This window comes from Robertmurraya dakarensis, from assembly GCF_900156875.1.
GTDB classification, from domain to species: Bacteria; Bacillota; Bacilli; order Bacillales; family Cytobacillaceae; genus Robertmurraya; species Robertmurraya dakarensis.
This window is the reverse complement of sequence record NZ_LT707409.1, coordinates 2,098,244-2,116,617: the sequence shown is the minus strand read 5'-3', so window position 1 is coordinate 2,116,617 and position 18,374 is coordinate 2,098,244. Positions and strand designations below refer to the sequence as shown.

The 18,374-nt window shown below is 38.1% G+C and carries 22 protein-coding genes; 19 read left to right on the top strand and 3 right to left on the bottom strand.

Annotated features, from left to right (window positions below):
* Nucleotides 1-17 precede the first annotated feature (17 nt).
* The 12 genes from deoB (at nucleotide 18) to lysA (ending at nucleotide 11,313) form a co-directional block, all read left to right on the top strand.
* Nucleotides 18-1,199: a phosphopentomutase gene (gene deoB, locus CZ487_RS19055; protein WP_077213871.1), complete on the top strand. Its 1,182-nt coding sequence runs from the start codon at nucleotides 18-20 to the stop codon at nucleotides 1,197-1,199.
* 52 nt (nucleotides 1,200-1,251) lie between these two features.
* The gene (locus CZ487_RS19050; RefSeq protein ID WP_077213870.1) at nucleotides 1,252-2,073 is read left to right on the top strand and encodes a purine-nucleoside phosphorylase; all 822 of its coding nucleotides are present in this window, start codon (nucleotides 1,252-1,254) and stop codon (nucleotides 2,071-2,073) included.
* 15 nt (nucleotides 2,074-2,088) lie between these two features.
* Entirely contained in the window at nucleotides 2,089-3,393 is a 1,305-nt protein-coding gene (locus CZ487_RS19045; RefSeq protein WP_077213869.1) for a pyrimidine-nucleoside phosphorylase, read from the top strand.
* Between the two features lie 327 nt (nucleotides 3,394-3,720).
* Nucleotides 3,721-4,896, top strand: coding sequence for a D-alanyl-D-alanine carboxypeptidase family protein (locus tag CZ487_RS19040; protein WP_077213868.1), 1,176 nt, complete (start codon nucleotides 3,721-3,723; stop codon nucleotides 4,894-4,896).
* 170 nt (nucleotides 4,897-5,066) lie between these two features.
* Nucleotides 5,067-5,417 carry an anti-sigma F factor antagonist gene (gene spoIIAA, locus CZ487_RS19035; protein WP_077213867.1) on the top strand — a complete coding sequence of 117 codons (351 nt, stop codon included), beginning with the start codon at nucleotides 5,067-5,069 and terminating at the stop codon, nucleotides 5,415-5,417.
* A 1-nt stretch (nucleotide 5,418) separates the two neighbouring features.
* Nucleotides 5,419-5,859, top strand: a complete 441-nt coding sequence (spoIIAB, locus tag CZ487_RS19030; RefSeq protein WP_077213866.1) for an anti-sigma F factor — start codon at nucleotides 5,419-5,421, stop codon at nucleotides 5,857-5,859.
* Between the two features lie 13 nt (nucleotides 5,860-5,872).
* A complete protein-coding gene (gene sigF, locus CZ487_RS19025) occupies nucleotides 5,873-6,631 on the top strand; it encodes an RNA polymerase sporulation sigma factor SigF (RefSeq protein ID WP_077213865.1) in 759 nt (252 codons plus the stop codon).
* A gap of 108 nt (nucleotides 6,632-6,739) precedes the next feature.
* Nucleotides 6,740-7,369, top strand: a complete 630-nt coding sequence (locus CZ487_RS19020; RefSeq protein ID WP_077213864.1) for a stage V sporulation protein AA — start codon at nucleotides 6,740-6,742, stop codon at nucleotides 7,367-7,369.
* Nucleotides 7,356-7,781 (top strand): stage V sporulation protein AB, encoded by a 426-nt coding sequence (locus tag CZ487_RS19015; protein WP_077213863.1) that lies wholly within the window; start codon nucleotides 7,356-7,358, stop codon nucleotides 7,779-7,781. Before CZ487_RS19020 ends, CZ487_RS19015 begins: the two co-directional genes overlap by 14 nt.
* A gap of 40 nt (nucleotides 7,782-7,821) precedes the next feature.
* Nucleotides 7,822-8,394, top strand: coding sequence for a stage V sporulation protein SpoVABEA (spoVAEA, locus tag CZ487_RS19010; RefSeq protein WP_077213862.1), 573 nt, complete (start codon nucleotides 7,822-7,824; stop codon nucleotides 8,392-8,394).
* Entirely contained in the window at nucleotides 8,384-9,865 is a 1,482-nt protein-coding gene (locus CZ487_RS19005; protein ID WP_077213861.1) for a spore germination protein, read from the top strand. Before spoVAEA ends, CZ487_RS19005 begins: the two co-directional genes overlap by 11 nt.
* 128 nt (nucleotides 9,866-9,993) lie before the next feature.
* Nucleotides 9,994-11,313, top strand: a complete 1,320-nt coding sequence (gene lysA / locus CZ487_RS19000; RefSeq protein WP_077213860.1) for a diaminopimelate decarboxylase — start codon at nucleotides 9,994-9,996, stop codon at nucleotides 11,311-11,313.
* A gap of 49 nt (nucleotides 11,314-11,362) precedes the next feature.
* Here lysA and CZ487_RS18995 read toward each other — a convergent pair whose 3' ends face one another.
* Nucleotides 11,363-12,160 carry a DUF1002 domain-containing protein gene (locus CZ487_RS18995; protein WP_202617891.1) on the bottom strand — a complete coding sequence of 266 codons (798 nt, stop codon included), beginning with the start codon at nucleotides 12,158-12,160 and terminating at the stop codon, nucleotides 11,363-11,365.
* 625 nt (nucleotides 12,161-12,785) lie between these two features.
* Between CZ487_RS18995 and CZ487_RS18990 the strand changes: the two genes are divergently transcribed.
* Nucleotides 12,786-13,157: a GNAT family N-acetyltransferase gene (locus tag CZ487_RS18990; RefSeq protein WP_077213858.1), complete on the top strand. Its 372-nt coding sequence runs from the start codon at nucleotides 12,786-12,788 to the stop codon at nucleotides 13,155-13,157.
* 5 nt (nucleotides 13,158-13,162) lie between these two features.
* Here CZ487_RS18990 and CZ487_RS18985 read toward each other — a convergent pair whose 3' ends face one another.
* Complete coding sequence (locus CZ487_RS18985) at nucleotides 13,163-13,690, bottom strand: DUF309 domain-containing protein (RefSeq protein WP_077213857.1); 528 nt, start codon at nucleotides 13,688-13,690, stop codon at nucleotides 13,163-13,165.
* Between the two features lie 159 nt (nucleotides 13,691-13,849).
* Complete coding sequence (locus CZ487_RS18980; protein ID WP_077213856.1) at nucleotides 13,850-13,942, bottom strand: YjcZ family sporulation protein; 93 nt, start codon at nucleotides 13,940-13,942, stop codon at nucleotides 13,850-13,852.
* A 231-nt stretch (nucleotides 13,943-14,173) separates the two neighbouring features.
* Between CZ487_RS18980 and CZ487_RS18975 the strand changes: the two genes are divergently transcribed.
* The 6 genes from CZ487_RS18975 to CZ487_RS18950 all read left to right on the top strand — a co-directional run.
* Complete coding sequence (locus CZ487_RS18975) at nucleotides 14,174-14,914, top strand: segregation/condensation protein A (protein WP_077213855.1); 741 nt, start codon at nucleotides 14,174-14,176, stop codon at nucleotides 14,912-14,914.
* A 6-nt stretch (nucleotides 14,915-14,920) separates the two neighbouring features.
* Nucleotides 14,921-15,508 (top strand): SMC-Scp complex subunit ScpB, encoded by a 588-nt coding sequence (scpB, locus tag CZ487_RS18970; RefSeq protein WP_077213854.1) that lies wholly within the window; start codon nucleotides 14,921-14,923, stop codon nucleotides 15,506-15,508.
* A 162-nt stretch (nucleotides 15,509-15,670) separates the two neighbouring features.
* Nucleotides 15,671-16,090: a hypothetical protein gene (locus CZ487_RS18965; protein ID WP_077213853.1), complete on the top strand. Its 420-nt coding sequence runs from the start codon at nucleotides 15,671-15,673 to the stop codon at nucleotides 16,088-16,090.
* Between the two features lie 68 nt (nucleotides 16,091-16,158).
* Complete coding sequence (locus tag CZ487_RS18960; RefSeq protein ID WP_077213852.1) at nucleotides 16,159-16,647, top strand: YpuI family protein; 489 nt, start codon at nucleotides 16,159-16,161, stop codon at nucleotides 16,645-16,647.
* A gap of 145 nt (nucleotides 16,648-16,792) precedes the next feature.
* Nucleotides 16,793-17,689 (top strand): superoxide dismutase, encoded by an 897-nt coding sequence (locus CZ487_RS18955; protein WP_077213851.1) that lies wholly within the window; start codon nucleotides 16,793-16,795, stop codon nucleotides 17,687-17,689.
* Nucleotides 17,690-17,841: 152 nt separating this feature from the next.
* The coding region (locus CZ487_RS18950; RefSeq protein ID WP_202617857.1) for a D-alanyl-D-alanine carboxypeptidase family protein at nucleotides 17,842-18,374 on the top strand (533 nt) is incomplete at its 3' end.

Sequence of the window (18,374 nt, the reverse complement as noted above, 5' to 3'; positions counted from 1 at the left end):
TACTAGGAGGGGTTAGGATGAGCTATCGTTTTAAAAGAATTTTTTTAATTGTGATGGATTCTGTTGGAATTGGAGAAGCTCCAGATGCTGAAAAGTTTGGTGACAAGGGAGCTGACACATTAGGGCATATTGCCGAAAGAATGAATGGGCTTAAGATGCCGAATATGGGAAAACTCGGCTTAAGTAATATCCGGCAAATAAAAGGGATTGATCGGGCAGAACAGCCGCAGGCATTCTATACGAAAATGCAGGAAGCATCTAGCGGAAAAGATACGATGACAGGACATTGGGAGATCATGGGGTTAAATATCAGCACGCCATTTAGAGTATTTCCAGATGGATTTCCAGATGAATTAATTTCAGAGCTTGAATCACGGACAGGAAGAAAAGTAATTGGAAATAAACCTGCCAGCGGTACAGCGATTCTAGACGAATTAGGGGAAGAGCATATGGAAACTGGGGCATTAATTGTCTACACTTCTGCTGATTCTGTTTTGCAAATTGCTGCACATGAGGAGATCATACCTATAGAAGAGCAATACAAAATTTGTGAAATTGCCCGCGAACTTACATTAGATGAAAAGTACATGGTAGGCCGGGTGATTGCGAGACCATTTGTTGGAAAACCTGGGGAATTTACCAGAACAGCAAATCGCCATGATTACGCTTTAAAACCATTTGATAGAACTGTAATGAATGAATTGAAAGACTCCAGTCTTGATGTAATTGCAATTGGGAAGATTTCAGATATATATGACGGCGAGGGCGTCACAAAATCATTAAGAACCGTTTCGAATATGGACGGCATGGATAAGCTCTTACAATCATTAGATATGGACTTTACGGGATTAAGCTTTTTAAACTTAGTTGATTTTGATGCACTGTATGGACATAGACGTGATCCTATAGGTTATGGGAAAGCTCTGGAGGAATATGATCAGCGCTTACCAGAAGTTTTTGATAAGCTGAAGGAAGATGATCTTCTAATTATTACTGCTGACCATGGGAACGATCCTATTCATCACGGAACGGATCATACGCGTGAATATGTGCCGCTTCTAGTATTTTCAAAAGCCTTCACAGAGGGGAAGGGATTACCTCTAAGAGATACCTTTGCCGATATTGGCGCAACTGTTGCGGATAATTTTCAAGTGAAAATGCCTAATTTCGGAAAAAGCTTCTTGAACGAATTGAAGTAATATCACGATGAATAAGTATAATAACTTCGCCATAATGGAGGGGAATCATATAATGAACTACGAAAAAATACAAGCCGCAGCTAACTACTTGAAAGGTCAAACAAATACGAAACCTAGAATTGGGCTGATTCTTGGGTCCGGTTTAGGTGTGCTCGCAGAAGAAATTCAAGCACCTGTTAAAACACCTTATGAAGAAATTCCGGATTTTCCTGTATCAACCGTTGAGGGACATGCAGGACAGCTAGTATTTGGGAATCTAAATGGTGTGGAAGTAGTCGCTATGCAAGGAAGATTTCATTATTATGAAGGTTATCACTTTGAACAAGTCACCTTCCCTGTAAGGGTCATGAAAGAACTTGGAGTAGAGACATTGATCGTCACAAATGCAGCTGGAGGCGTAAATGAAAGTTTTTCTCCGGGTGATTTAATGCTAATTACAGATCATATAAATAATATGGGTTCTAATCCCTTAATAGGCAAGAATGATTCAAGACTGGGTGTTAGATTTCCAGATATGTCAGAAGCATACTCGAAAGAATTACTTCAAAAAGCAAAATCTGTCGCACAAACACTGAACATTTCCTTAAGAGAAGGTGTCTATGTTGGGAATACTGGACCTACATATGAAACTCCAGCTGAGGTGAGAATGATTAGGGCTATGGGCGGTGATGCAGTCGGAATGTCTACCGTTCCGGAGGTAATTGTTGCGCGTCACAGCGGCCTGGAGGTGCTAGGCATATCCTGTATTTCAAATATGGCAGCAGGAATACTTGATCAGCCTCTCAATCATGAAGAGGTAATTGAAACAACAGAAAAAGTAAAAGAAAACTTCCTACGCTTTGTTAAAAGCATTGTCAAAGAAATCGGGATTTGATAGGTGGTGTGTTTGATGAGAATGGTAGACTTGATTGAAAAGAAGCGAGATGGATTAGAATTAACAACGGAAGAAATTCAGTTTATTATAAATGGCTATACTGACGGAAGTATTCCAGATTATCAAGTGAGTGCCTTAACGATGGCGATCTTTTTTCAAGGAATGTCCGACAAGGAAAGAGCTGACTTAACGATGGCAATGGTTGAATCGGGTGATAGAATCGACCTGTCCGCAGTTGAAGGAATTAAAGTGGACAAACACTCCACGGGCGGAGTGGGAGATACAACAACGCTTGTTCTAGGGCCATTAGTTGCTTCAGTAGGGGTTCCTGTTGCTAAAATGTCAGGACGTGGATTAGGGCATACAGGAGGAACAATTGATAAGCTTGAATCTGTAGCAGGCTTTCATGTTGAACTTGAAAAAGAGGAATTCATAAACCTTGTTAATAAAAATAAGGTAGCTGTTATAGGGCAAAGCGGAAATTTAACGCCTGCAGATAAAAAGTTATATGCTCTTCGAGATGTTACCGCAACTGTTGACAGCATTCCCTTGATTGCCAGTTCAATCATGAGTAAAAAAATTGCTGCTGGTGCCGATGCGATTGTATTGGATGTGAAAACTGGTGCTGGGGCTTTTATGAAAAGTATTGAGGATTCGAGAAAACTTGCGCATGCGATGGTCCAGATTGGCAACAATGTCGGGAGAAAAACAATGGCTGTTATATCTGACATGAGCCAGCCTTTAGGTTTTGCTATCGGGAATGCGTTGGAAGTAAAAGAAGCGATTGATACACTAAAAGGTCAAGGACCGAAGGATTTAACGGAGCTATGCTTAACATTAGGCAGCTATATGGTTTATCTAGCAAAGAAGGCAGAAAGTCTGGATCAAGCTAGACAAATGCTTGAGACAGTCATAAATAACGGAGAAGCTTTAGAAACATTCAAGACCTTCTTGAGCTCGCAAGGCGGAGACCCCTCTGTTGTGGATGATCCATCCAATCTGCCTCAAGCAAAATTCACTTTTGAATTAGAAGCAAAGCAAGATGGTTATGTGTCAGAAATGGTTGCTGATGAAATTGGCACAGCCGCGATGATTCTTGGAGCGGGCCGGGCAACGAAGGAATCAGAAATTGATTTAGCTGTAGGACTTGTTTTAAATAAAAAAGTGGGGGATCCAGTGAAAAAAGGGGAATCATTAGTTACGCTTTACAGCAACTTCGAAGACGTAGAAGAGGTGAAAGTAAAACTGTACAACAATATCATGATTTCTGAATCGAAAGTAAATCCGCCAACATTAATATATGAAGAAATTACAGAGTAAACTGGGAAAAAGCCAAGGGTGAAAACCTTGGCTTTTTTGTATGTTTTTGTTTTACGTTTTAGGAGACTTGCAGGAAGCTAATGAATTATATGAGTACTAATAACCTAATAAATAAATAAAAGTAAATAATTGTATAATTTTTTATCTATTGGTGAAAAATGGTTTTTATAAGAGTGCTAAGGCGACTGTTGTGTACCGATCCCTGCAGAATATAAAAAAGGGGTACCTATGCCATGAAGAATACTTTTTTTAAGTTTCAATAGAGAATGGCGAGAATTGTGTCACTAGAGGAGCCGCAGCTAGATAATAGAATGGAGGGTTAGTGTCATGAAAAGATTTGTATCTTTATTACTTTTAGCAATGTTAGTCACTTCAGCAACGGCTCCAGCTGCATTGGCAGAGGAAAAAACTGGCGTTGAACTAGCAAATGATGCAGGATCTGCTATTTTGATTGAAAGAGATACAGGAACAGTATTGTACGACAAAAACAGCAATGAACAGTTACCCCCTGCAAGCATGACTAAGATCATGACGATGCTATTAATTATGGAAGCAATCGACAGTGGTAAATTAAAAAAGGACGAAAAAATTCGTACCAGTGAATATGCTGCATCGATGGGTGGGTCGCAAATTTTCCTTGAGCCTGGAGAAGAGATGACCACTGAAGAAATGCTAAAGGCCATTGCAATTGGTTCCGCCAACGATGCCTCAGTAGCGATGGCTGAAAGAATAGCCGGGTCTGAAGAAGCATTTGTTGAAATGATGAACAAGAAAGTAAAAGAATTAGGGTTAAAGAATACATTGTTTCAAAATACGACTGGATTGCCTGCAGATAATCATTACAGCACGGCAAACGATATGGCTGTAATCGCCAAGGAACTATTAAAATATGAAGACATTACGAAGTTTACCGGCACGTATGAAGCGTATTTACGTGAAAATACCGATAAAAAATTCTGGCTGGTAAATACCAACCGCCTTGTTCGTTTTTATTCCGGGGTAGATGGATTAAAAACAGGCTATACAGGCGAAGCGAAGTATTGTTTAACAGCTACAGCAGAAAAAAATGGTATGAGGGTCATCGCAGTTGTGTTTGGTGCTCCTACTTCTAAATCCAGAAATGCACAAGTCACAAAAATGCTTGATTATGCATTTAGTCAATATGAAACACATCCGATGTATGAGAGAAATGTTTCTGTTGGAAAAGTCAAAATCAGCAAGGGCGATAAGAAAACAGTGGAAGCCTTAACGAGTGAACCGATCTCCCTTTTAACCAAAAAGGGCGAGAATGTTGATGAGGTAAAGCAAAAAGTAGCGTTTAAGAAGGACGTAAAAGCTCCAATCGAAAAGGGCGACGAAATTGGAAGCATTAAACTAGTGAAAGATGGAATTACCATCGTCGAGAGTCCTCTAGTAGCCAAGGAAAAGGTGGAAGAAGCCGGCTGGTGGACTTTATTTAAGCGGTCCTTTGGTATGTTTACTAAATCTGGTGAGAAAAACTGATTTCCCGTGTCATAGATCTGAAGTGATCGTAAAACTTTAAAAAGAATTGTCGAAACCTACTTTATGATTACTTTTTTTAGCGAAAGGTCACTAGTTTTGTCCAAGGAGAAGGAAGTTGGACTGCAGATATCGAATTGACTCACTATACCAGACAAGGAGGGCTATGGATAGTGAGTCTTAACATTGAATTGGAAATTAAACGGGATGTCTTGTGTATACGTCTTAGTGGTGAACTGGATCACCATACAGCAGATGCATTGCGTGAACAGGCTTCAAAAGCAATAGTAGAGAACAATATTCATCACATTGTCCTGAATTTAGAATCTCTCACCTTTATGGATAGTTCAGGACTTGGTGTAATTCTAGGCAGATATAAACAAATCAAACAGCTGCATGGAGAAATGGTCGTATGTGCAATTTCCCCAAGTGTCCAAAGATTATTCGATATGTCGGGTTTATTTAAAATAATTCGCTTAGAGCCGACTGAACAATTTGCTTTGGAAAGATTGGGGGTAGCGTAATATGAAAAATGAAATGCAGCTTCAATTTAAGGCGCTTAGCCAAAATGAATCATTTGCAAGGGTTACTGTGGCATCCTTTATTGCTCAACTGGATCCAACCATGGATGAATTAACAGAAATTAAAACAGTTGTATCTGAAGCGGTGACGAATGCCATTATCCATGGCTATGACAGTAATCCTGATGGAATTGTTTATATCTCCGTTAAAACAGAGGATGGCTATATTGAGATAAGTATTAAAGATAAAGGCAAAGGAATAGGGGATGTTGAGGAAGCGCGGCAGCCTCTTTTTACAACAAGACCTGAATTGGAGAGGTCTGGAATGGGCTTTACGATCATGGAAAACTTTATGGATGAATTAGAGGTTAACTCTGCGGTTGGACAAGGTACAGAAATTCGATTAAGAAAGCACTTAGCAAAGAGTAAGATGCTGTGCAATTAAGGGAGTCTCGCCTATGGATGTGGAGGTAAAAACTGGAAAAAGTCAAGTGTACTTAAAAGACCATGAAGTCAAGGATTTAATAAAAAAAAGCCAGGATGGAGACCAAGATGCTCGGGATTTAATTGTTCAAAAAAACATGCGCCTTGTTTGGTCGGTTGTTCAGCGTTTTCTTAATCGAGGATATGAGCCAGATGATCTTTTTCAAATTGGCTGCATTGGTTTATTAAAATCTGTTGATAAATTTGATTTGTCTTATGATGTTAAATTTTCAACATACGCTGTTCCAATGATTATTGGAGAAATTCAACGTTTTATCCGAGATGATGGCACTGTGAAAGTGAGCCGTTCACTTAAAGAGCTTGGCAATAAAATTCGCAAAGCGAAGGATGAGCTGTCGAAGAGTCTAGGCAGAACGCCGACGATAAATGAGGTTTCCGAATATTTGGAGATTCCTCCTGAAGATATTATCCTTGCGCAAGATGCAAGCAGAACCCCTTCGTCGATTCACGAGACCGTGTATGAAAACGATGGGGATCCCATTACTTTGCTCGATCAAATCGATGATGGCAATGAAGGAAAATGGTTTGATAAAATTGCTTTAAAAGAAGCAATCCGCGAACTTGATGAAAGGGAAAGGTTAATCGTTTATTTGCGCTATTATAAAGACCAGACACAATCAGAGGTAGCGGAGAGATTAGGAATTTCTCAAGTTCAAGTTTCTAGATTAGAAAAGAAAATCCTTCAGCAAATGAAAGACCATATGGATACTTAATCCATTGGTCTTTCATTTTTTTGTTTCCCATTTATTGGTGTTCATGAAGCAAATAGCTGTTACTCATACTATTGATACGAGGAAATTAATGTGTGGGAAGTGAATCTGATGGAAAAGACCGTTTATATCCGGATGCGTCATCGAGTCCAAGTGCATCCAAAGGATACGGTTTATTTACATAATTTGGCTCAAATTATTGGGGATGCCGAAATTTACAACGAGCTAAAAGATCTTCCGATTTATCATGTTTCCGAAAGTGATAACTCCAATAACATTATCATTATTGATTTGATGCAAGTAATCAAAATGATTACAAAAGTAATGAAAGATGTAGAGGTGCAGGCAATAGGTCCATCCCAAACCATTATTGAAGTTGTTTTTAAAAAGAAAGGAGTGTCAATACCTCTCTTTTTACTAATCTGGTTCCTGCTATTTTTCGGATCTGCGCTGGCAATTATGAATTTTCATGAGGATGTTAGCATGCATGAAGTTCATGAGCGCCTATATACCATTATTACAGGGAAGGTTGAGGAAAAACCACTGTTATTTCAAATTCCGTACTCCGTTGGATTAGGTCTTGGAATGATTATCTTTTTTAACCATGTATTCCGCAAAAGACTTAATGAAGAGCCTAGTCCATTGGAAATAGAAATGTTCAATTATCAACAAGACCTGGATCAATATGTAATCATGAACGAAAACAAAGAAAGTATTACACGCCTGCATGACGACGATTAACATCATATTTGTGATTTTTATTGGTTTTGCAGGAGGAATTGCAGTTGGTTCAGGATTTGTTGCATTTTTAACCGTGCTCGGAATCATTCCAAGGCTTACACAATTATCAAAAACAATGAAAATGATTCATTGGTATGAATGGGCGGTTGTAGCGGGAGCCGTAGCAGGTGGATTAGGCTATCTATTGAATCCGATGTTCCATCTTCCGCCACTAGTCATGATCCCTTTAGGGACAGCAGGTGGAATATTTATAGGAATGTTAGCAGCGGCATTAACAGAAGTATTGAATGTATTTCCAATATTAGCGAAAAGAATAGGAATTCAAGAAAAGATTATTACTTTAATGATGGCACTAGTTTTTGGGAAGATATTCGGGTCTTTGTATCAATGGATCTTTTTTATCGTAGATTAACAAGCTTGGAGGAGATGACAACTGAGAAAGGAATTAATGTATGGATAAACGCCGACGCATCATTATTATAACGGATGGTGACGAATATGCCAGAAAGGCCATCGAACATGTAGCAGCAGAAATTGGCGGACGCTGCATCACTATGTCCCATGGAAATCCAACGGTGTTATCAGGTGCAGAAATTGTGAAGTTGATAAAAAAAGCCCATCATGACCCTGTGCTAGTGATGTTTGATGATAGCGGCTTTGTTGGAGAAGGATACGGTGAAAGGGCATTAAAATATGTAGCGCAGCACCCAGACATTAAAGTCTTAGGAGTCCTCGCCGTTGCCGCTAAAACAAGGCAGGCAGAATGGACGAAAATTGACATTAGTGTTGATAGAGAGGCTGAACTGACACCATATGGCGTTGATAAGCATGGAATTCAGGAATTAGAAGTGGGGAAATTATACGGAGATACAGTTTATTGTCTCGATGAGCTTGATGTTCCGATCATAGTAGGTATAGGGGATATAGGAAAGATGTCAAAGAAAGATCATTATGAATCTGGAGCCCCTATAACTAAAAAAGCGATTGAAATCATCCTAGAAAGGAGCGGCTTTTATGAGCAGTAGCACACAACAGAAAAGACCGATTCCAACGAATCCAGATGCAGTTGAGAAATATATGAAGGACCGCATTGGATTAAATGAAAGCTTTGACTTAGGTGTCAGGAAGCTCAAGATTCTAAAAAAAGATGTTCATGTTTATTATGTAAATGGATTATGTGACACAGCATACATTATTCAAATTGTAAAAGAATTAGTTCAAATTAATGATAAAAAAGAACTATCTGTTAACATAAAGAAAATCATTGAAAATCGATTGCTTCATCAATCCGTGTCCCCAGTGGAAACTCTTGATGAAGTAGTTGACCAAGTACTTTCAGGCTTAATCGCCGTTGTGATCGAGGGAGAAGAAGAAGCGTTTATTGTTGATGTCAGAAGTTATCCAGGAAGACAGCCGCAAGAACCAGATACGGAAAAGGTCATAAGAGGCTCGAGGGATGGCTTTGTCGAAAACATCATTATCAATACAGCAATAACCAGAAGACGAATTAGAGATGAACGGCTTCGCTTTGAAATCTTAAAGGTCGGAGAAAGATCAAAAACAGATATTGCCATTGCTTATATTAAAGATGTGGCAAATCCTGATTTAATCAATATTATAAGGAAAGAGCTAAATGCTATTGAAATAGACGGATTGACGATGGCTGATAAGGCAGTGGAAGAGTTTATTGTTAAACAAGGTTATAACCCGTACCCGCTCGTGAGATATACAGAACGTGCAGACATTGCAGCTACTCATCTTTTGGAGGGGCATGTCATTATTTATGTTGATACTTCTCCTAGTGTGATTATCACACCAACCACCTATTTTCACCATCTGCAGCATGTGGAAGAGTATCGACAATCGCCAGCTGTGGGGACTTTTATTAGGTGGATTAGGTATTTTGGGGTAATCTTCTCATTATTTTTATTGCCTTTATGGCTATTATTTGTTTTAGAACCAACGGCATTGCCAGAACAGCTTAAATTTATAGGTCCGAATGAAAAAACAAATATACCAGTTGTTGTACAAATTTTCCTAGGGGAATTTGGAATCCTCTTTTTAAGAATGGCTGCTATTCATACGCCAACGGCCTTAGCATCCGCAATGGGTTTAATTGCCGCTGTGTTAATTGGACAAATTGCGATCGACGTAGGACTGTTTGTTCCTGAAGTAATCCTGTATACAGCGATATCTGCAATGGGTACGTTTGCGACGCCAAGCTATGAATTAGGAATTGCCAACACAATATCTAAATTAGCGATTTTAGTAGCGGTTGCAATTTGGCATGTACCAGGGTTTATCATTGCAACGACACTATATATTTTAATCATTTCGAGTATTCGATCTCTTAACACTCCATATCTATGGCCATTACTACCATTTAGCCCGAGAGCATTTTTTCAAATCCTTATCCGCAGCTCAGCTCCTGGTTCCAAAATTCGGCCAAGCATTGTGCAGCCTAAAAATAAACGTAAACAGCCAGCAAATTCTTAAAAATCAAAAATTATGGAATTGATGTTTTTCCCCATTTATGATAAAGTATTTTTTACATTTAGAGGGTGATTGAATAATAAAATAATTGCATCTTATTATTTAACCTCGGGGATTGAGGGGAATGAACTATGTACTTACACGGAACATCCAGGGTTAATGATCTCGGTCATTTAGAGATTGGTGGAGTAGACACGATAGAAATTGTGAAGGAATATGGTACACCAGTATATGTATATGATGTAGCATTAATCCGGGAAAGAGCAAGAGGCTTTAAGCAAACTTTTGATCAAATGGGGATTAAAGCACAAGTTGCATATGCGAGCAAAGCCTTCTCTACAGTGGCTATGATTCAATTAGCAGAGCAAGAAGGGCTATCACTTGATGTGGTTTCAGGAGGAGAATTGTATACGGCGATTGCGGCTGAATTTCCTGCTGAAAGAATCCATTTCCATGGCAACAACAAGAGTCGTGAAGAAATAGAAATGGCTTTGGACCACAAGATTGGCTGCTTTGTTGTTGATAACTTTTATGAGTTACAGCTTTTGAGTTCAATATGTGAAGAGAAAAAGGTAAAAGCAAAAATCCTATTAAGAGTAACACCTGGAATAGAAGCACATACCCATGACTATATCTTGACTGGTCAAGAAGATTCTAAGTTTGGCTTTGACCTTCAAAATGGACAAGCTGCTTCAGCAGTTAAATTAGCTCTTGAGTCAGATGCGGTTGAGCTGCTAGGTGTTCACTGTCATATAGGTTCACAAATCTTTGATACAACAGGATTTCTATTAGCAACAAGAAAGATTTTCTCCAAGCTGAACGAGTGGAAAGAGAAATTCTCATTTCAATCAAAAGTGTTAAACCTCGGCGGCGGATTTGGAATTCGTTACACAGAAGATGATCAACCTATTCCTGCCTCTAAGTATGTAGAGGAAATTATTGGAGAGGTAAAAGAACAATCAAAAGTTTTCGGGATGGAAATACCAGAAATCTGGATTGAACCAGGAAGATCACTTGTGGGGGATGCAGGAACAACCCTTTATAAAGTTGGATCTAGAAAAGAAGTTCCAAACGTTAGAAATTATTTAGCAGTCGATGGCGGGATGACAGATAATATTCGCCCTGCGTTATATGAAGCAAAATATGATGCGGTCTTGGCTAATCGACCTTTAGAAGAGTCAGAAGAAACGGTTTCAATTGCCGGTAAATGCTGTGAATCTGGGGACATGCTAATTTGGGACCTTCCTCTGCCTAAGGCTGGGTCTGAAGATGTATTAGCTGTTTTCTGTACAGGTGCTTATGGCTATTCTATGGCTAATAACTATAATCGAATTCCAAGACCGCCAGTTGTATTTGTAGAAAACGGTGAAGCTACATTGGTCGTTAGACGTGAAACTTTTGAGGATTTAGTACGATATGATCTGCCGTTAATACAAAAGGTGAATAATTAATTATATAAAGAGGGTGTCCCGTAATTTTACGGGACACCCTCTTTATTGATCATTTAGAAAAAAAAGCTTTTATAGCATCAATCAAGCTTGCAAAGAATTGTTTCAGGCTTTCAAGAAATCCTTGACCCTCTTCACTTTCGAGGAATTTCGTTATTTTGTCCTTAGCGATGTTAATCTGCTCGCCGACTTGACTCCAGTCAATATTTAAGTCTTTAAGTTTATTGAAAAGGTCGATTAAGCTCAGTATTTCTTGTTCTGTTAAGGTTATTCCTAATTCATTTGCTGCTTGTTCAATAAGAGCTCTTAAATCAGCATCTGTTTTTGGAGCATTTTGTGCTATTTCTTCTTTAATTTTTGCAATAAGCGCTGCAGCGTTTTCGTTACCTATAGATTCACCAAGTTCAGCTGTCTCGACCATTTCCTCATTGGCAGCCTGCTTTACATCCTCTGGTATAATCTGATCTGTTGATACTTCATAAGCCTTAATTAACCCTGTTAACGCAGCTGTCCCTGAAACGGTGATAGGCGCAGTAATGTAAATCTTGGCATCTTTTACGCCTGCTGTAATTAGTGCGTTAATATACATCTCATCAGTAACCCAATCGATATTTTTCGTCTCTACTTCAAGCCCAGACCCCGGTGCACCAATGGTAATGGCTGAGGAGGAAATAGCTCTAGTTCCGATTCGTGGTTTAGCAATATAATTACCTAAATATTTATGTTCTTCTTCATTTGAAACAGTAATGATTTGTGCATTTTCAGGTGCATTCATTTCAGAAAGAAGCATATTTTTTTGTTCTTCTGTTAAATTTTCACCCAATGTAATAATCATATCGCCTTCTGCCATATCCGCAAGAATATGAAGTGGAGATAAAATGAACAATGTAAGTACTAGACAAGCAATCAATTTTAATTTCTTCAAGTTTTATACCTCCTACGCATTTCTTATTATATCCAATTTATCCCTCTTCATGCTGTAAAGAGTACCTCATATAGACGGAATAAGGGCAAGAAAAGTTTCAGGTATGAATGAAATTTTATGGGGAAGGAATGGAAGAAAGACGTTCTTTCGTGTAGAATGTAATAAGTTGAAGAAGGTAATCTAGTTGGAGGGTAAAATGAGAAAAAATAATTGGCTGCTTTTCATTTTGATGATAGTGATTGGACTTCTTTGGGGAGTAGCGTACTGGCTATTTTTTGCTCCGGGTCACGAATCAATGATAACTCATTGAAGAATTTCTATGAATCTTGTATGATTATAACGATAAATAAAAAATGCTTCAGCTAACTATTGCAGAAAGAACAAAAAATAATGGATGACATATAATATTAAAATATTATGGCTTTCACTTACACTGTGATGTAGACGTTATAGCATTAATGCGATATTTCAATAGAGAAATTAGATTAAAATATAAAAAATTTGGAAAAAATAAATTTTATAGGTCTATTTTTATTAATGAGGGATTAAAATGTTAATTCGCTATAAAAAAACGTTTGAAAAAATTGCTATGGGTTTATTGTCTTTTATGCCAAGTGAAAAAGATTTAAAAAAATTACAGCAAACCATTAAACAATATGAAGCAGTGGATAATTGGCAGCTTTTTTTATGGAAACAGGAAGACATTATCGGACTGATAGGGGTTTCCTTTCCGAACGATACAAGTATGGAGATTCAACATATATCAGTTAACCCATCACACAGGCATCAAGGAATAGGGAAGAATATGGTGAAAGCACTTAAAGAACTATACCCTGAAAAAACTTTTCAGGCTACTGAGGATACAGCTGAATTCCTTGGAAAATGTGATTTCGAGGGCATACTAACACAAGGCAGAGAATAGTAAATCTATTCTCTGCCTTTATTTTTTCTTGCATTTATGGCAATTTTTCTTTCCAGCATCACTTCACTGCGGTCCCTTTTTATATGCTTATGAATGAGCTGATCATCTGACAAATTGCTTTCATCACACCAAATTAATCCTTTAGTACTGCACAGTTGTTCACAAATTCTAATGAGGCTGCTGTCTTCTAACGGCAAGTTGATGCTTTTATATTTTTTATGATTTTCTACATAGTCAAGTCTGCCCTTGATAAAGTTGATAAAAACATTCGGAGTGAATCCGAAGGAAGTTAACTCATCAGATTGTTTTATAAAGATCGCGAGTGCCTTCTTTAATGTTCTCTTCGCTCCAGTAAAGTTGTTTCTTCGGTGATGATAATTTGAAACGGCTAACAGAATAAAACCAACAAGAATAGACTCTTTATTCTTATTATCAACCTTTTTCCAATATTCCTCCAAAACCTCATGACACTCAAAGTAATCACGATCTCCGTGAAAATGCACTAAATAGTCTATATACTCCTGTGGATACATAAATTTCCTCCCCATCCCATCGTATTAAACCTTAGTTTACAACAGATGACGGAGTAGGTCGACTAAGATGAAAGCAAAAGGGCAGGCAATTTACCTCTTACACGTAGAAAATGCCCAGGTTAACCTGGGCATTGATTAGTAACTTCCAATTTATTCGCTTTAGAACCAAGAAGCACCTACAATAATTAATAGAATGAACAGAACAACGATTAAAGCAAATCCAGTTCCATACCCATAGTTTTTATCAGACATATAGAATACCTCCTAAATGTTTATCTTTTGCTTTACACTACATCCTATGTAGGCCTGCAGCAAAGTGTATGGGCGAATGGACATTGATGGTCAGCCCAGTTTCTAAAGTTCTGTCTTTATCATGTATGTCAGTTTCTAGAAAGTACAATTTTCTATTGGACAGCGCAGATGAATCCTCTATACTTAATATAGTTGTTAAATGACTTATAAGAAAGAAACATTGGTGGAAATATGCAGTATAATGTTAAAATTGATGCATTTGAAGGCCCTTTAGACCTTCTTTTACATCTCATAAACTCATTGGAAATTGATATTTATGATATTCCGGTTGCAAGTATAACTGAGCAGTATTTATCCTTTATACATACCATGAAAGAGCTGGAGCTGGATGTGGCCAGTGAATATTTAGTGATGGCCGCTACCTTGCTCGCGATTAAAAGTAAAATGCTTCTCCCTCAGCATGACGAGAATCTTGAGGAAGAATTAGAGTTTGAGATGGAAGAGGACCCAAGAAATGAACTTGTTGAAAGATTAATTGAATATCGAAAATATAAAGAAGCTGCCACAGATTTAAAACATTTAGAAGAAGAAAGAGGGCTTATTTTTACAAAGCCTCCAAGTGATATGTCAGATTATTCCAAAGAGCAAACGGCTGATAAAAGTAATCTGGATGTATCTTTGTATGATATGCTCGGAGCATTACAAAAGCTTTTACGGAGAAGAAAGCTTCAAAAACCTTTATCAACGAGAATCTCTAGGCAAGAAATTCCTATTGAACAAAGAATGCAGGAAATTGTTCGTGAATTAAAGAAAGCGGGGAGGAGAAAGAAGTTTTTTGATTTATTCCCTATTCATGAAAAGGAGCATATTGTCGTGACTTTTTTAGCAATTCTGGAATTAATGAAACGGAGTGAAATTCTCGTTGAGCAGGAGGGGAATTTTGCAGATATTTATGTAATGGGAAAGGAGTAGTAGAGTTTGGAAATTGTTCATTGGAATGGGATTTTGGAAAGTCTTCTTTTCGCTGCGGGTGATGAGGGACTTTCGCTAAAACAAATTTCTCAAGTTTTAGAAATTGATCAAATTCATGCTGTTGAAATCGTCAATTTGTATAAGGAGAATTGCAATTCTGATCCCAATAGAGGAATAACAGTTGTACAATTTGGAGAAACCTACCAGCTTGCGACGAAGAAGGAAAACTCTCCATACTTAAAGAAGCTGGTTGAATCGCCTCATACCGCGACTTTATCTCAAGCGGCACTGGAAACATTAGCAATAATCGCCTATAAACAGCCTATTACTAGAATCGAAGTGGAAGAAATTCGAGGGGTTAAGACGGACCGCCCAATTCAAACTTTGGTGGCTAAAGCCCTTATTAAGGAAGTAGGAAGGGCTGAAGGTACGGGAAGGGCTATCTTATATGGTACAACAAAAGAGTTCTTGGATTATTTTGGCTTAAGGAGCTTAAAGGAGCTCCCTCCTCTCCCTGAGAGAGTGGAGGAGGAGTACGAACAAGAAGAGGCGGACCTGTTTTTTGAAAAGTTTCAAGAAACAATAGATTCTTGAGTTTTCTGACACATTCTAAAAAAGATTGTGGTAAAATATTACTTATAAAATAAAATATTTTATGCATTCATGAATGCGTTTATTCCCTGTAACCCATCATTTGATGGATGTTTCTATGGAAATTTCTGAATATGCTAAATTGAAATTGAAAGGGATGTTCATATGTTTATTAAACAATGCAAAGGGTATGAGTTAGAAAAAGCAAAGCCAAATACATCTGAAGATTTTTTTAATCAAAGTGAAGTAACCTTCATAGAAGATGGCTCTGAAAAAACTTTACATGTTTTGTATGTGCGCTATTTTGATGAACAGATAGAGGAGTTTACTCCATTTAAAGAAGATCCGATATTTGAAGTTAATGGACGGTCTATTTGTTTTAAAGAAATTGTCGCCCTTATTTGTTTAATAAAAAACCCTAGTAATAGAAAGCGGAAAAGAGTGTATATCAATTCAATTTCAGAGTTTGCGTCAATCTTCCAGGATATTGATTATGAAAAATTGAAGTCGATCTTTCAAGGATTAGACGGAGGAACAGGCTATGAGCTTAAATCTCCATTAGAGTTCATCGCCCAACCAAGCTAGGAGATTATTTAAACGAAATAAATGATCAAGATTTTTGTTGTCACAATTATCTTATAGGGGTGTATGAAGTGGGAAATTCAATGGTGAAATCACAAATTGAAGAGGTAAAGAAGTTTTTATCAACTGCGGTTACAGAGTTTGAGACATTTTTAAATCAATCTACTTTAGCTTCTTTGATCGATGAAAAAACGGGGGATGAGGGCTACTATCGAACGATTCTTTCTAATCTTCGCAAGTTGTCAGTATTTTGTGATGAAGGGTTGGATGCCTGTAACGTTATTTTACAAGCCGAACCTTTCCCTAAAGGAGCAGCTGAAAAAACTTTATATCGGATTTACCACCAGTGCATTGAAGAGTTTTTCTCACCAAAGAATGATGCGTGGTTTGAAGATAGCCGTGCTGCTTATACAGGGAAAAATTCAATAAAATGGCAAAAAGAAGTTCCTGAAAGTATTTCAACTTTAATGAAGAGGCTAGAAGGAGAATTCCAGCGAATTAGAGAAGAATTGGAGTATTATGAAACAGATTACCGCACAAAAATGATTCAATCTCAGTAAATATTTGAGCTAGAACGGTCTTGTCCAGCGTGATGAGACCGTTTTCTTTTGTATTAATATCCCTTAGTCATTCCTTCGTATTAGAAACAACCAAGCTTAGGCCTCATACGATAAAAAGGAATCATTTAGGGAGTGAGGGTGAAAGATGGGTCGTTTTGAAAATTATATTAAAGATGTGATGTATTGGAATGAAGAGCTGCAAAAATTCCTTCAATCGGACGGAGTCGATCGGAATGATGAAATATGGTCAAAGCTTGACGGAATGACTGATATGGTTGAAGGATTAAAACAGCCTGATAATCTTAATGAAACCGAATTGTATAATCTGCAATCAAAGGTGGAGGAACTTCATCGTGAAATGGAAGATTATTATCAGAAACGACAGTCAATCGGTTCCATTTATGTAAATCATCCATATGTAAAAGCTGGGGAACATTCTTTACCTCCTCTGCCATACTCTTATGATGCACTTGAACCGGCAATTTCTGCAGAAATCATGGAGCTCCACCATACAAAGCATCATCAATCATATGTAGATGGTCTTAATAAGGCAGAAAAGAACCTTGTGGATGCCAGAAAATCAGGTGATTTCTCACTTGTCAAACATTGGTCGAGGGAATTGGCCTTCCATGGATCGGGACATTATCTGCATACAATATTTTGGAATAATATGACTCCTAATGGCGGAGGCAAACCCTCTGGTAAGCTGTTACAGGAAATAGAACGCTATTTTGGCAGTTTTGAAGCATTTAAAAAACATTTTTCTGAAGCTGCCAAGGCGGTTGAAGGTGTTGGTTGGGCGATATTAGTTTGGGCCCCAAGATCACGCCATTTAGAAATTCTCCAATCAGAACGTCATATGCTTCTAACACAATGGGATACCATTCCGCTATTAGTCTTAGATGTTTGGGAGCATGCCTATTACTTACAGTACAAGAACAACCGGGGAGATTACGTCAATAATTGGTGGGGTGTAGTTAATTGGAATGATGTGGAAAGTCGATTCAAGCAAGCATTTCACTTGAAATGGAAGCCCTTTTAAGGGAGTGAGGGCCCGCTCTGAAGCCGTAAAACAGTAAATCAAAAGGATGTGAATGGTGAACAATCAGCTGCTATTTGATTGTTCACTTTTTGTCATAACGATCCTTCTCTTGCATAAACTTGTACAAACAATAAAGTGCGAGGTTTTGCATAATGAATATCTATCGGAAGCTTATTATGATCATGATGTGCATTCCCCTATTATTAACGAATATCCCAAACAGGGCAGAAGCAATGAATGCTTCAGTGAGTGCGAGAAACGCCATATTAATCGAACAAGATTCTGGGAGAGTATTATTCGAAAAAGCTGCTCATGAAAAAAGAAGGATTGCCAGTATCACAAAAATTATGACTGCTATCTTAGCGATTGAATCAGACAAGCTTAATGATACCGTAACGATTAGCAGCCGTGCAGAAGGGACAGAAGGTTCGTCACTGTATTTAAAAGCCAAGGAGAAAATAAAGCTTGAGGATTTGGTTTATGGGTTGATGTTAAGGTCTGGTAATGATGCAGCTGTTGCCATAGCGGAGCATGTTGGCGGCAGTTTGGAGGGCTTTGTCTTTTTAATGAACCAAAAAGCAGATGAGATTGGCATGACGAACACTCATTTTGCAAACCCACATGGTTTGGATGATTCAAATGAACATTATTCTACGGCATACGATATGGCCATGCTTACCAGATA